Source organism: Laspinema palackyanum D2c, from assembly GCF_025370875.1.
Taxonomy (GTDB): domain Bacteria; phylum Cyanobacteriota; class Cyanobacteriia; order Cyanobacteriales; family Laspinemataceae; genus Laspinema; species Laspinema palackyanum.
In genome coordinates, this window is the sequence record NZ_JAMXFD010000006.1 from 243532 (window position 1) to 258718 (window position 15187).

7 protein-coding genes are annotated in these 15187 nt (G+C 49.1%); 3 read left to right on the forward strand and 4 right to left on the reverse strand.

The features are described 5' to 3' along the window. Positions 1-60: 60 nt before the first annotated feature. From NG795_RS10515 to NG795_RS10525, 3 genes are all read right to left on the reverse strand, one after another. Positions 61-3108: a peptidase domain-containing ABC transporter gene (locus NG795_RS10515; RefSeq protein ID WP_367288619.1), complete on the reverse strand. Its 3048-nt coding sequence runs from the start codon at positions 3106-3108 to the stop codon at positions 61-63. Positions 3109-3128: 20 nt separating this feature from the next. Continuing rightward, positions 3129-3869 carry a peptidylprolyl isomerase gene (locus NG795_RS10520; protein ID WP_367288620.1) on the reverse strand — a complete coding sequence of 247 codons (741 nt, stop codon included), beginning with the start codon at positions 3867-3869 and terminating at the stop codon, positions 3129-3131. Positions 3870-4348: 479 nt separating this feature from the next. Further along, positions 4349-9085, reverse strand: a complete 4737-nt coding sequence (locus NG795_RS10525) for an FkbM family methyltransferase (protein ID WP_367288621.1) — start codon at positions 9083-9085, stop codon at positions 4349-4351. Between the two features lie 22 nt (positions 9086-9107). Here NG795_RS10525 and NG795_RS10530 point away from each other — a divergent pair, with 22 nt between their 5' ends. The 3 genes from NG795_RS10530 to NG795_RS10540 all read left to right on the forward strand — a co-directional run bounded on the left by NG795_RS10530 (position 9108) and on the right by NG795_RS10540 (position 12820). Continuing rightward, a complete protein-coding gene (locus NG795_RS10530; RefSeq protein ID WP_367288622.1) occupies positions 9108-9977 on the forward strand; it encodes a calcium-binding protein in 870 nt (289 codons plus the stop codon). A gap of 60 nt (positions 9978-10037) precedes the next feature. Further along, positions 10038-11759 (forward strand): methyltransferase domain-containing protein, encoded by a 1722-nt coding sequence (locus tag NG795_RS10535; RefSeq protein ID WP_367288623.1) that lies wholly within the window; start codon positions 10038-10040, stop codon positions 11757-11759. A 194-nt stretch (positions 11760-11953) separates the two neighbouring features. Continuing rightward, positions 11954-12820 (forward strand): calcium-binding protein, encoded by an 867-nt coding sequence (locus tag NG795_RS10540; protein ID WP_367288624.1) that lies wholly within the window; start codon positions 11954-11956, stop codon positions 12818-12820. Between the two features lie 125 nt (positions 12821-12945). On the opposite strand, the gene NG795_RS10545 is transcribed toward NG795_RS10540, so the two are convergent. Continuing rightward, positions 12946-15015: a calcium-binding protein gene (locus NG795_RS10545; RefSeq protein WP_367288625.1), complete on the reverse strand. Its 2070-nt coding sequence runs from the start codon at positions 15013-15015 to the stop codon at positions 12946-12948. Between the last annotated feature and the right edge of the window lie 172 nt (positions 15016-15187).

The window sequence follows — 15187 nt, forward strand, 5'->3', positions numbered from 1 at the left end:
TAAGGGAGATGGGGGAGATGGGGGATTTTGCCCTCATCTCTCATTCTGCCCATTTCATTCCTAGACTTGAGATTCCTGTTGTTGATACAGACAGTAGTAGAGACCTTTGAGAGCCATTAATTCATCGTGAGTGCCTTGTTCCACCACTGCGCCTTGGTCCATCATGAGGATGACATCGGCTTTTTTAACTGTCGTCAGACGGTGGGTGATGAAAAAGACCGTGCGACCCTTAAAGGCTTCGGCGAGGTTTTCACAAACGAGGCGCTCGGAATTGTAGTCTAGGGCGCTGGTGGCTTCGTCCAAAATTAGCAGATGGGGATTTTGGAGGACCGTCCGGGCGATCGCAATCCGTTGGCGCTGACCCCCAGATAAGGAAGAACCCCGTTCTCCCACAATAGAGTTATATCCATTGGGAAGGGTCATAATAAACTCGTGGGCGACACCAATTTTGGCCGCTTCAATGATGTCATCGGTGGCGGCATCAGGATTGGTCAAGGCAATATTGTCCTGAACTGTTCCATTGAAGAGCAGGGTATCCTGAAGGACCACACCGATTTGACTCCGCAGGGAATACAGTTCCACCTTAGATACATCATAACCATCGAGTAAAATCCGACCGCCCGTGGGTTCATAAAGCCGCTGCAACAGCTTCATCAAGGTACTCTTACCCGAACCACTTTGACCGACAATGCCGACAAACTGACCCGGTTGAAACTCCAGATTGATGTTCGCCAATTGCAGAGATTTACTCTGGGGAAAGTGGAAAGAAACGTTTTCAAATCGGACGGCCCCCTGTACCGCAGGCATGGGGATATTGCTGCGGTCCTGGTCATCTGCCTCGGGATGCGCTTCTAAGATATCCCGCAGACGTTCAACAGACATGGCGGTTTCTTGGAAGGTTTGCCAGACTTGGACAAAGCGCAGTAGGGACCCGGTGACGTTGGAGGCGATGATTCGGAAGGCGATCAACTGACCCAAGGACATTTGGGGAGGGTCACTCAGAACTAAATGAGCACCGACCCACAGGAGGGCGAGTCCAGATCCTTTATTCAGTAAGGTACTGATAGAACTGGCGGTGGTGGAGGTGACGACGGTTTTAAACCCAGCGCTGATATAGCGAGCATAGCGATCGTACCAACTCCATCGGGAGGTGAGTTCGATGTTTTGGGCCTTGACGGTTTGAATCCCGGAGAGGACCTCGACGAGATAGGACTGGGTATCCGCGTATCGCTCGGCCCGTTTGCGTAACAGCCGTTGGACAATGGGCGACACCCCGGCGATTAACAGGGCCATCAGGGGGACGACTGCCAAGGCGACGGCGGTCATCAGGAGGCTGTAGGAGAGCATGACGGCGATATAAATCACCGAAAATAAGGCATCGAGAACGACGGTGAGGGCGGTCCCAGTGAGGAATTGGCGAATTTTTTCCAGTTCGCTCACCCGTCCGGCGAGTTCACCGACACGCCTTTGATCGAAGTAGCCGAGGGGGAGTCGCAGTAGGTGGTCGATGACCTGGGACCCGAGACTCAAGTCGATGCGGTTGGTGGTGTCTACGAATAAATAGGTCCGTAACCAGGTGAGCGCCCCTTCAAAGACGGCTACTAAAACCATTAATAAGCCCAGGATATCCAGGGTTTCTAGGCTTCTTTGACCGATGACTTTATCGATAATCACCTGGGTGATTAGGGGGTTGGCTAACCCAAAGAGTTGAACGAAGAAGGAGGCGAGGAAGACTTGGACTAGGACACTTTTATATTTGCCGAGTTCGGGGAGGAACCACCAGAAGTTAAAGGTGTCTTGTTTGTCTTCGGCGGGAGGAACGAGGAGGAGGACCTGTTCGGCGCCTTCTTTTCCTTCTTCGGTGGGGGTGACGAGTTGCCACTCCTGGATGAATTTTTGGGGTTTACGGCGAATGATGCCTTTGGAGGGGATGGCGGCAACGACTTCGCGATCGCTGACGCTGAATAAGAGGGCAAAGCTATTTTCCCAGCGAATCATCGCCGGTGCTTTGAGTCGGGGAAGGACTTCCATCGGGACGGTGACTAACTGTCCGTTAAATCCCATCATGGCGGCTACGGACCCACAGGATTGTAGGGTCAGTTTGCCGTGGGAGTTATATTGATTTTCCAAGACGCGCTGCACGACGTCACGGCGCACCCGAATCTGGTATTGTTTCCCCAACATTTGAAAACAGGCTAAAGACCCTTGAATCGGGCCTCTTCCCCGGATGAAGGGATATTTAACTTTGCCCCTTGGGGTGCTCTCTTCGGCTTCAATCTCTGGGGGCCGATCGGGGGCGTAGGGGATGGGGTCCACCACCGTGGGGGTGATGGTCGGCGTGGGGGCGATCGCGCTATGGGAATCGGCGATCGCACCCCCATTCTCCTGGGGAGTCACCGGAGTTCCCGCCATATCAAACAGGGGTAAGCCCACAACTCTGGCCCCGTCCGGACAAGGAAGCTTGCCAATGGTGTTGGCATCCACCATCAGGCGGCTGCCTCTGTTAAATTCGCCGATGGTTCCGGTACTGAGAAACCAGAGATGCTCGCGATCGAGTTCAGTTAGATTGGCTTTCCCTTTGGGGATGTTGATGACGACTGCCCGGGGTTGGAATTGCAGGGTCAAGTCTTTGGCATTGGTAGTCGCATCGGCTCGGCGCTGAAGTTCCCCGGAGAGTAGCTCAAATACCTCATTCAAGGCGGCCTGTTGCTCAAAGGCTTCTCGGAAGATTTTTTCCGATTTCACCTGTTCTAAGAACGTACTGGCCCGGATGCAGACACAGATCACTTCCCGAGAGGCGATCGCACTCTCTACAGGCACTCCTCGCACCAAGCTACCCCACCCGAGAATTTCTCCCGGACCGGCTAACCGCAAACTGACCATAGTTTGGCTACGTTGGTCATGGGCCAATTCCCGCACCTGGCCCTCATAAATCACCGCCACTTGCGTCGGCATTTTGCCCAGCTCAAAAATCGGTTGACCCGTCCGATACCGCAACAATTCACAATGGGTGGCCAGATTTTCCAAGGCCCGATCGCTGAGGCGATTAAAGGGGGCCGTTTTCCCTAAAAATTCTGAAATTTGAGAGAGATCGATTGTTGATGTCATGATGAAACGTTCCGAAGCGCCTAACCCGCGATAGACTGCAATGACCCGACTTTTTGCACCTGTTCTCGCCACCAATTTTCAAACATCTCGTCGATTAATTGCCGACGCATACTGTCGTCCAGTTGGGCTGGAATAAATTTTTCCAATCGAATAATCACAAACCATACATCCAATTGTCGAGGCGGCCAAAGTTGCCCCGGTTGACTAATCGACAACAGTTTACCAATCAGGGGATGGGGTTGAGAGACCGCAACAGGTCCCAGTAATCCCCCAGTTCGGCTTTCTGGACCTTTTGAGTATTCGGCAGCCGCATCTGCAAAGCTTTGTTCCCCTTCAGAAATCCGAAAATAGATTTCTTGGGCTAGACCCGCATCCTGAGTGCGAATTAAGGAGTAAACCACTTTATCCAAGTCGCTTTTGCGGGTCATAAAATAACTTTGAACTTTTGGCCCCCAGGTTGTTGTCTTGAATTTTTCTATCAATATCTGTCGCACCACAGACTCCTGCATCTGTTCTTCCGTCATGCCTTGGCTTTTGAGCCACGCCTCCCGGATTTCAGGGGAGGTGAGCTTTTGCTGCACCGCAAAGTCTTCAAGCGCTCTTAAGCGTTCTTCATCGCTTGCCGTGATCTTCGCCTCGGCTATTCCTTGATCTAGGACGACACCCCGACAAAATTGCAGATCTAACTGATACCGCTTTAATAAGGCCGGTATGTCTTCGGCTTTAATCGTTATGTCGCCAACTTGGAAAAGGTCACTCATGTTCAACCTCTACAAGACCACAAATATAACCAATCCTAGTTGGCATTGCCAGCACTTTTTGTTTCCTGAATTGAGTTTTGGTTTGGGTTTCGGGCAATTGGGTGATGCTCTCCCATCATAAACAGCGGGTCAAACTCTCGCTTGATGGCACTCTTGGAACGGTCGATATCAACTTACCCCTTCGGGCAAGATGAAGGAAGCTAGTTAGGATGAAGGATTAACTGCACCCAGAACATTCCGTCCATAGCTCATCCTCTGGCTGATCGTTGATCCTGTTGTTGTCTGACCCTTCCCCATTGCCGTTGCTGCCCTGAAAAAAAATTTTACAGCTATTTACTATCTTAGTAGATACGCCGTTGAGTTCTCTCTACTACCGGGGACGCTAGTCAACCGGGATTGGTTTCTTTAAACAGGTTGCCCAACTCACCCCTGTCATCCTAACTTTATGTCCCCCTGAGCTATTTTTCCTTGAACTGGGTTCAAATTTGGTTTTGAACCAGTTTTTCTAAGAGTGCTCCGATTTTGGCGGAATAAGCTCGGGTATCCAGGCAGGGAACTGTATTTTGGAAACTCCGGTGAAGTTGCTCCCGATACTGTTCCCGTTGCTTCGGATTGGTCGCTAGGGACACCGCTAAATCAATGTAGGCAGATTCACTCTGGGCAATCCATTGTCCAAGCTGCAACTCTCGCAATAGGGCCGACGATCGCCGGGTTTGAGGGGCTTCCCCCTCCCGCACCACCATCGGCAGTTCCACTTCTAAGGGATCCACTAAGGACAAATCCCCGGTATCCGGGTAAGCATCTAAATACAGGTCCGCTTGGTGCAAACTGTCTTTTAGCTCCTGTACAGAATTCAACTGCTCCATTACTACGAACCGCGTCGGGTCAATTCCATATCGCTGGAATACTATCTGGGTCTGATTGTCGTAGGGACTGGTGCGATAAAACTTGGCCCCCATTGCTCCAAAGGGATATAACACCAATATCGAATTAGGCACTGCCGCCAGAATTTTGGCCCAGGTTTCCCGAATCTGAGGACCGATTTTGTTGGTACTGGCCCCGGAAATAAAGATGATGGTTTCCTCGGGAACCCCCCAACGGTGGCGCGTCGGTTGGATTCGCGCTCGTTCCCCGGGTTGGGGTCGCTTAAAACAGAGTCCGGACCCTTCCACTGTCACGACTCGTTCCTGATAGTAGTCTTGGAACCGGGGTCCTACCATCAAATCCCCGGTAATGTAGTAATCCATCTGGCGCAGTCCCGTGGTAGTTGTCACCCAGGCCCCGGTACATTGCACCCTCGCTAAGCGGTGGCAAGCTAATAAGCCGATCGCATTGGTATTGCTGGAAATGTCGCTACCAATCAGCAGAATATCCAAATCATCCCCGCGAATTTTCTCCACTTGGTCCCTCAATTTCTGAGGCAGATTCACGAAGCTATCCGCACAATTTTGGCAGGTTTGTTGCAAGGGGGTCTCTTGCCATGCGATCGCATACAACCGGACCTCAAATTTCTGTCGGTCTAAATGCTCAAAGGCGGCCAAAGTGACCACCGTTTCCTTCGCCGCAAAAAAGTTATGTTGCAGAATTCCCAGGCGAATTTTACCCCGATAAGGAGGACGAGGGGGAAAGTCATAATCCAGGGTTTGCCCCAAAGTTTTGAGGGTCAATTCCAGAATTTCCCCCCGTTTCTGGGTAATTTTCAACCCATTCCCTTCCCAAGCGCATAGGGCTTTAAAATTATGGGATTGGATAAAACATAAGGCAATATACCGCCATAGGTCTGAATGGGGATTTTTCACTAGATGGGAATGGAGATAATTGACCAATCCCTGAATGTAGTGAAAGTATTGTTCTGGTTCTCCGGGTTCGGAAAAGGTACTGGGTGCGGCAAATAAAAATTGCCAAAAATCCGCGAAAAACCACTTGGGAATTGCTGCGCCGTTATAGGGGAAAGGGAGTTGATAGGCATCCCGGTACAACATCGCCACGAGAAAAGATTGCATCGCTTTGGGCTGATCCAATCGGGGGGTAATTTCTGACTTTAACTGTTGGACTAACTCTCTTTCACTGTCCGTCAAGGGTTCATTTTTTACCCCTTTATCGAGCAGGATTTTCGCGTCGATACCCACGCCACTCAAATAGCTGAGTTTAAGTTGATCGCCGGTTAAACTCAACCAGCGATCGGCGATTTGCTCTCGCAAGGGTCGCAAACAGGCGGGTTCATATTTCCTCGGCACTTTGGCATCATGCAAAATCGGTTCACTATTCCAAGGGTCGTAAGGAATAAGAGATTGAGCGGACAATTTGGGCCGCATGAAGCAGGTTCCCCGCCGATTGAGCATGGAGGCAACAAAGGAAAAGGTACTGTTAGAAATCGCCAGAATATTGCAGTGACTTAATAAGTAAAAATCTGGATAAAAGTCGGCTTTCGGTAAGTTGGCCCCCAGGGATTTGGCGGTAACAGGTTGATATTCGGCAAAATAAGGTAGGACTTTTTCCGGTTCGTCACTGGCAATCAATAAGACAGGTTGATCCAGGGTATTCCAGATTTGGGCTAACCAGGTTTTATACCAGATAAGGGGGGCGATGAAAAAGTAGGAAAAGCCATAATCTTTGAGTCGGATATGCAATCCAATAATAGTTTTGCCTTGAGCAAGCAGGCGATCGCGTACCGGGTCGAGTTGTTGTTTTACCTCGGGGACAGGTTGAAACAGGCGACAAAATTCATCTTTATATTGAGAATAATACTGAGTATTAAACTGGAAATAGCCCCAAATATCGACATTTTTTAAAGGAGTTTGCCGTTGCAAAATCGGCGAGTCATCGGCTTGGGTACTGATATCTTTAACTTCAGGTAAATTTTTAGATAAGGGGGGGTCTTGATGTCCAAACAAATACTGTCCAATCCATTCCGGAGTTTCTATTCGCAGATCGTGGGTTTGAGCGTAAAGTTTCAAAAACCCATACTGAAACAGTTGATTGGCAAACCGTCCATTAGTACCCAGGGTGGAGAGGGTGATTAAAGGTTTTTTGACATAAAACGCATCCCCCCAGGACGGATGATAGGGGGTCACTGTTGCCACGCGCTCAAAGTCAAATTGGGCTAATAATTCATCGATTTGGTCAATTAATTGTGTCCCTTCATACAGTTCCTCGTAATTGACTTCGGTATTAATTGCTTCGATATGTTGCAGCAGATTTTTTGCCCCTTGAAGGGCTAAAAATTCTGCACCTTGGATATCTAAATTCAATAGATTAAAATCCGCTGGATTTAACCCTAATTCTGCCAAAAGGGTATCTAGGGTTTTACATTGGACTTGAATTTGATGGGTTTCTCGAATCTCAGGATAATACTCTTTAACCCGTTTCAGGGGTAAAATAGAACTGGCTGCATCCATTGAGGTGACGTGCAAGATTGCAGTTCCATTAAAATTGGAGATTGCACAATTTACGCCGATCAGGTTAGGAACGTCACTCAATTGGCCTTTTAATACCTGAAAAACGGCAGGGTTGGCTTCAATAAATAAGACTTTTTTGATGCCAAGTTCGTGATAAGTTTTGAGTTCTTCGCCTTCATTCGCTCCCACATGAATGACTCCCCGAGGGGTGATAGAATGCTCCTCTAAGAGTTGGGATAAATCCAACATTTTTGGGTCAGGAGGGGAACTCTTCCGACTAGAGGGAATCTCCGTTTTTACAGAGTCTTGGGGAAGAGTCTGGGGAGAGAGACTAGAAATAAACCCTTCCAATTCATCCAAATTCAGGGAATTAGATAAAATAGTTGTGCAAACTTTCGGGAAACTTTTAACCCCGGAAAATGTTTGGAGGGGTTCGACTAAGGACCGATTCATTGTAGGAAAAGAACCGGCTAGATCATGGAGAACCACCACTCCCTGATCCGCTAAGAGGGTATGGGCCAATTCTAAACAGAGATGGCGAACGGGACAACCGGGATAAGTGGGATCTTTAATGGTTACTTCGTCCTGGCGATCGCCTGCATCGACAAAGATAATATCAAAATAGCCTGGGCCATATTTCAAGGGATATTTGCAATACTCTAAAATCTCGGATTCAGTCCAGCAAGGTCCCCCTAAATAGGCTTTTCCTTCTTGACTTTTAACCTCTATTAATCGATAGTCAATATCTATGCCTTGAGCCGATTTGACGATGGGCGTAAATTTTTCATACCAGTCGGCATTGTGTTCGACAGAGACGATTTGCTGACAGACTAATGATTTGATAAACTGCGAGGTGTTACATCCCGGCCCATACTCTAGGACTCGTAAAGGACGACGTTTGATTTTATACTGATGAATGATGACATAAGGCAGAATATATTTAAAGGAATGGACAATGTTAGAAGACTCTACATTGACCAAACTTTGGCCTAATTTGTTAGAATAATTGAGATAAGGCTGACAGAGAGAGTCTAGGTTGATTTGGGAGGTGATGTGGTGAGTTTTACAGGCGATCGCATTGCCAACATGGGACAAAGGATGAAATATCTCTTCAAAGTTAGTAATCTCTTGAAGTGCAAAGGAGCAGGGACGCGGCAAATCCCGATCAATCAGCACTAACCATTCATATCCTAGGGCTTTTAGTACCTCTAAACAATCCAGGGTACTCTGAAAATATTTAGGGTTCCATCCCCCTTCCTGACTCTCGCGATCGCCTCCCCCGCCATATTCAAATTGCACCAAACTCGGTAACGTTTGGACAGGAATCTCCCGCAGTCCATTAATAATTCCAAATTCGCTGCCTTCTGTATCCACTTTTAAAATAGAAAGCCGTTCAATTCCGCGATTTTGTAGTAAAGTTTTTAAGGTGAAAGCAGGCACATTCAGGCTGGCCGGGGTTCTATTCTGACTGGGAGAATCCGACTGTTGAGGGTTTGCCACTCCCCACCAATCTGGATTTAAGGAGTTCAAATTGACATTAATCTGACCTTGGTATTCCCCCAAATACAGGGTGACTTCCCCATTTTTGTCAGCGATCGCCGCTTGTTCCAGGGGGACATTCAACCGCTGACAAGTGACCTGTAGTTCCTCTGCTGGGGCGGGTTCCACCGCCAAGGTGGGAAACCCCGCTTTGACAAAATCTACAAAATAATAATCTTGGGTTCCTACCCCAATTTCGATCGCCGTCCCCTGACGTTCTGGATCTAAAATTGTGGCAAAGGTCGTCATTAACTGTCTTGAACAAGCCTCAAACTTCATCGGATTAAAGCCTAAAATTTCTATGCGGATCCTATTTACCCTGGCTCACTTTTTCAACCCGGATGGGATTGGCAAGTATGGTGCTCAACGCGACGATTCCACACCGCGCATTCAAGCACTCACCCAAAACCTCACTGCATTGCACCAGTTATTTGGAAACTCCCAGTATGCCACGGATTATGCCAACCGGGTTGCGATCAGCGCCAATCAATCCCTACAGACTGACATTGAGATTGTGATTTGCACGACCCAAGGCTACCATATTCTCGATCGCCTGCCCCTCCCCTCCCATTTATGGACCCATCACCCCACAAATGCCGAACCCCTGCTGCTGGGATTTGAATGTCAGGCCCTTTTGAGAGAACGCTTAGGCGGGTATGATTATTACTGTTTTCTGGAAGATGACCTGATTTTGCAGGACCCCTGGTTTTTTATCAAGCTGAATTGGTTTACCCAACAAGCAGGCGATCGCCATCTCCTCCAACCCAACCGCTATGAACAATCCACCCACCCCGGCATCGGCAAAACCTACATCGATGGGGAACTCCACCCCAAAATTACCGCATCCTATCAAAATGTTCACGAACACCCTCAACTCACCGGCATGATTATGGGGACAGCAGTCACCTTTCATCGCACTTGCAATCCCCATTCTGGCTGTTATTTCTTAAATGCTCGCCAGATGGAATACTGGGTGCAGCAACCCTATTTTTTAGACCGAGATACCCGGTTTGTGGGTCCGTTGGAAAGTGCGGCGACTCTGGGAATTATGCGGACATTTAAGGTTTATAAACCTGCACCTCCGATGGCTAATTTTTTGGAGGTGCAGCATTTTGGGAGGGTTTGGAGTGAAAAAATTAGTCAGTTGGTGAGGTGGCAGGGGGATATTTGAAACACTGATTTCACGAATTTTCACGGAAGAGATTTATAGAAAGAAGGGATTGATGATTTTATGACGGATTTTGATTATTATGACCGGGTGAATCCAGATTTGTTGAAAGTTTTACCGGCAGATGCGGCGGTGATTATTGAGGTGGGTTGTGGTGCAGGGGCGATGGGGGCGCAATATAAGCGGATTAATCCTCATGGGCGTTATATTGGGGTAGAAATTAATCAGGAAGCGGCAGCGGTGGCGGGGCAACGTTTGGATGAGGTAATTGTTGCGAATGTGGAGGATTTTGAGGATGGGCGGCTCAAGTTTGAAGAAGGGTCAGTTGATTGTTTGGTATATGGGGATGTGTTGGAACATTTGCGTGATCCTTGGCGGGTTCTCCAGCATCATGTGAAATGGTTGAAGGATGAGGGTCAAGTTTTGGCTTGTATTCCAAATATTCAACATTGGACGGCGATTGTTAATTTGTTGCGAGGGAGTTGGGAGTATCAGGACCAAGGGTTGCTCGATCGCACTCATTTACGGTTTTTTACGTTAGATGAGGTGAAAAAGTTATTCCTTCAGGCGGGGTTACAAAGTTATGAAATCCAAACTCGCGGACGAAAACCTCCGGCGTTTCAGCAGTTCCAGCAGTTAATGGCCCCGGTGGTTCAAGGGTTAGGAATTGACCCGAAAACGTTTGAAACTCAAACGGGGGCGATTCAATATGTGGTGAGAGGGATTAAGTCGGAAGTGCCGCCGAGACGGTTATTAATTCAGACGATTATTATGGCCCCAACGGGGTGCGATCGCCCCCGGGTGTTGGAACCCGATCGCCTCAGTGCGACGATTCCAGGGGTGCGAACAATCTCCGAGGTGCGATCGGCTAATTTGAATGCAGCACTCCCTCAAGAGGAAAAAGTCTTTATCTGGCAGCGGACCATTATGGACTATCCCGAAGATGTGGTCAAACTCAAACAATTGTTGCAACTCGGCTATTTAATTATAGCCGAAATTGATGATGATCCCCTGCGTCGTCCGGAATATGAAAAGAATCTGTTTCTAAGTTATCGAGGTTGTCACGGCGTGCAAACTTCTACGGAGCCCTTGGCGGATTTTTTACGCCAATATAATCCCAATGTGGCAGTCTTTAAAAATCAATTGGGCTATTTACCCCCGAAACGAACTTATTCTGATGAGCAGACTTGTACTATCTTTTTTGGGGCGCTCAATCGTGAGGCGGATTGGCAACCGATTATGCCGGAGTTGAATCGGGTTCTGCAAAAATATAAGAAACAAGTCCGGGTAAAAGTGCTGCACGATCGCCAGTTTTTTGAGCAACTACAGGTCAAGAATAAGGAGTTTTTACCCTTCTCTCCTTATGAAACTTATCAGGAGGTGTTGCATAGCTGTGATGTGGCATTGCTGCCTTTGACGCCGACTCGGATTAATAGTATGAAGTCGGATTTAAAGTTTCTGGAATGTGCCGGTCATGGGGTGGCAGTGGTTGCAAGTCCGACGGTCTATGAGAAAACGATTATTGAGGGAGAAACGGGGTTAATTTATCGCTCAGAAGCGGAGTTTGGTAAAACGTTGGAATCTTTAATCCGAGAAGTGGATTTGCGGAGGGGTTTAGGGCAGAATGCTTATCAGTGGGTGGCTGAAAATCGCTTGCTTTCTCAGCATTATCGGGAACGTCACCAGTGGTATTTGTCCCTGCGCGATCGCCTCCCCCAGTTGAATCAAGAATTGCGCGATCGGCTACCGGAGTTGTTTGAGGTAACACCAACCGGCGGGGGTTAAAACCTAATAGCTAAAGTCGGTTAAAACCGACTGAAAACACCACGGGATAACACTTTTAGTCGGTTTTAACCGACTTTAGCTATTAGCTGGGGGTTAAAACCCCCAGCGGGTGGGGGATAAATCCCCCAGCGGGTGTTGCCACTTGCTCCCCCATCTCCCCCATCTCCCCATCACCCCCATCTCAACTGATATCTATGAAAATACTGGTCACGATCGCGCATTATTTCAATCCCGATGGCGGAGGGAAACATGGATCTCTGAGCAAAGACCCGCGATCGCGGATTGTGGCATTGAGTCAGTCTTTAACCCACTTGGGCGCAATTTTAGGGAAATATCAAGGTCTGCTGGATATCGCTAAATCTGTAGCAATCCCCGCGAATCAGGGTCAAGGCTTAGATATTGACATCGTGATTTGTACCACTCAAAACCGCCATGTTTTAGACAAGTTGCCCGTTCCCCATCAGATTTACCACCATCACGCCACCCAAGCAGAACCCTTGATGCTGGGGTTTGAATGTCACGCCCTGTTGCGGGATAGTTTGGGTCGCTATGATTATTATTGCTATTTGGAAGATGACCTCATCCTCCATGACCCCTGGTTTTTTATTAAATTAAACTGGTTTTCCTCCCAAGCGGGAGATTTGAATCTGTTGCAACCCAATCGCTATGAAATTTCGCCTCCCGGTCGGGTAGGTAAGGTCTATATTGATGGGGATTTATTACCTAGGGCAACGGCCCAGTTTCAGAAGGTGGAGGACCGCCCAGAGTTGAAGGGCAATATCATGGAGCAACCTGTAGTCTTCCAACGAGCGCTCAATCCTCATTCGGGATGCTTTTTTCTGAATGCCAAACAGATGGCCTATTGGGCGTCTCAGCCTTATTTTTTAGACCGCGATACCAGTTTTATCGGCCCCTTGGAAAGCGTAGCCACTCTCGGCATCATGCGAACTTTTAGAATCTATAAACCCGGTCCCGCTTATGCCAGTTTCCTGGAGATTCAGCATTTTGGCACCGCATTTCTCAACCTAATCGGTCGAGGCATTAATATCTCTCCCGGATAGAATGAACAGTTCCTACGGAATCCGGATTTAGTATCAATTTATCCCCGAGCAAAGTCTATCCCCTAACAAAAAGAGCTAGAGATCAAAATCTCTAGCTCTTTTTATTGGATTCAGTTAACTGAAATTTAGAAAATCACGATATCGTCACGGGTGATTGTTCCGGTTGCCACAACGGCAAGGGTAACAATATCAAGGGTGGCACCAGCGGGCGCAGGTGCAGCGCCAGACAAATCCCAGAGCAAGAAGCCACCTTGATTCTGAGCATCAAAGATGATCGCAGGAGTCTGCTGACCGCTGGCAATGGTCGTGAATGTACCACCGTAAGCCGCATCGGTTCCGACGGAGAAGAAGTCAATACCCGTCCGCAGTCCGGAAGCAGCTTCCGGGACAAACGCGAAGCCGGAACGACTCAGGTACAGCTTATCGGTACCTTTCTCGAAGGTAGTAATCGTGTCTCCGGTAGCACCAATACCACCACCATCTTCAAAGCTGGCATAGAGGAAGCCATCGGTTGCTCCTACAGTTCCAATCAGGCTGTCAGCCCCTTTGAACCCTTCCAGGGTATCAATCCCGGGACTATCTCCCCGGAGGGTATCTCCAATTACATCTGCACTCCCCACGAGGAAGTCATTCCCGCTACCGCCCATCAGGGTGTCATCAGCCTTACCAGCAACCAGCACGTTATCGCCGGAGACGGCCATGAGCAGATTTTTACCGCCACCGTTCCGGGCATAGAGGGAGTCATTGCCTTCGCCACCGATTAAGGTGCTGTTTGTGCCAGTCAATCCCAGGACCAGGGTATCAAGCCCTTTGTCCCCGGACAGATAGGAATTGGCTCCCGATGCGGTGATGAAATCGTTATCTTGACCACCGTACAGAGACACGAAGCCTGCTGCACCAATCAGGGTGTCGTTACCTTGGTTACCAAAGCCAATGCTGGAAGCTCCACCTAGGGATATGCGGTCCAGATTGTTTCCGGCGATCGTGTCGTTGTCTTCGATGTTGCCACCATATAAGGTATCGCGGACACCTGTACTGAGCATCGTATCGTTGCCTTTATCTCCATACAGGAGGTTGGTGCCGCCACCCAGGGTTGTGATACCCGTGACCAGGGAGAGACCGGAAACCACGGTGTCATTATCTTGTCCACCATATAAGGTACTCCGACTGAACCCCTGGGTTTCTAAGTAGTCTACGCCTGTATTACCGAATACCAGGACCTGACTGCCTCGGTTGAACAGGGAATCATCTCCCTCCGCCCCCATCATGGTCTGGCGTCCGCGATCGCCGCCGTAGGAGTAGATGTAATCGTTCCCGGTCCCGCCATCTAACAAGTTGTTGCGAGGGAAGCCTGCGAGTGCGCTTCGCGCACCGACTACGGTGTTCTGCCCCTCGGTAGATAACCCGAGTTCTGTAGTAGCTTTGGCACTGAGCATGAACAGGGAGTCGTTTCCTTCACCCCCAATCAGGCTATCGCGATCGCCAATCCCAAAGATGACGTCGTTGCCTTTGTCACCGCTGAGATAGTTGCGTCCGGGGTTTCTGGGAACAGGTACGCCTGCTTCGAGAACGACGCCCACTCCTGCACCCGATCCACCGCCAGATGTGGACGGAGGAATGAAGCCAATGCCCGCAACGGTATCGGGGACGAAGGCCGCGCCACCACCTGAGGCACCCGCGCCCTCTCCAGCGATTTCAATCACCTGGATGGTATCGTCGCCTATACCACCGTAGAGGGTATCTCCACCGAAGCCGGAGCCACTGATGAAGTCATCGCCGCCATTTCCAAAGGCGAAGTTGCCCCCCCGACCGTTACCAAAGTTGAAAATATCGTCGCCATCTTGTTCTCGGTTCTCGGATTGGCTGTCGGTGCCACCGTAAACTGTGTCGGCCCCTCTGTGAGTATTTCCGCGAGATTCAAACCGGTCTTGGCCTAAGTCGCCAAAGAAGACGCTTCCTCCGGCTTTGCTCACCAAAAAGTCATCGTCTTTACCCCCATAAAGGGTATCTCCCGGGCCGCTAGAGGTCAGGGAATCATTTTCGGTATTCCCAAAAATTAAACTCCCACCGAGGGTATCGGTGGTAATAAAATCGGTTCCCGTTCTGCCCAGAACCGTATCTGCGCCTAGGGCAAACGAAAGTAGATCTAGGGTATCGTTCGGGTTTATCGGGTTTGTATCGAGTATTCTAACCATTCAGTTTCTCACTCCTCATCTGTTTCGTGTCGTCCTTGTCAAGTCTGCTCAGGCAGCTAACCTAGGAAACCCTTGACTTTGGTTGAGTCGTCTGGACTTTCTGTCAGCAGCAAGTCTAGCCCAATTGGGTGCTAATGTCTAGTCTGGCAAGATGGCAAAATTTTAGCTGTTC

Excerpts from the sequence above, each read along its gene's own strand:
- NG795_RS10530 (WP_367288622.1), top strand. The coding sequence starts at position 9,108 with ATGCGGATCCTATTTACCCTGGCTCACTTTTTCAACCCGGATGGGATT.
- NG795_RS10520 (WP_367288620.1), bottom strand. The coding sequence starts at position 3,869 with ATGAGTGACCTTTTCCAAGTTGGCGACATAACGATTAAAGCCGAAGAC.
- NG795_RS10545 (WP_367288625.1), bottom strand. The coding sequence starts at position 15,015 with ATGGTTAGAATACTCGATACAAACCCGATAAACCCGAACGATACCCTA.
- NG795_RS10525 (WP_367288621.1), bottom strand. The coding sequence starts at position 9,085 with ATGAAGTTTGAGGCTTGTTCAAGACAGTTAATGACGACCTTTGCCACA.
- NG795_RS10515 (WP_367288619.1), bottom strand. The coding sequence starts at position 3,108 with ATGACATCAACAATCGATCTCTCTCAAATTTCAGAATTTTTAGGGAAA.
- NG795_RS10540 (WP_367288624.1), top strand. The coding sequence starts at position 11,954 with ATGAAAATACTGGTCACGATCGCGCATTATTTCAATCCCGATGGCGGA.
- NG795_RS10535 (WP_367288623.1), top strand. The coding sequence starts at position 10,038 with ATGACGGATTTTGATTATTATGACCGGGTGAATCCAGATTTGTTGAAA.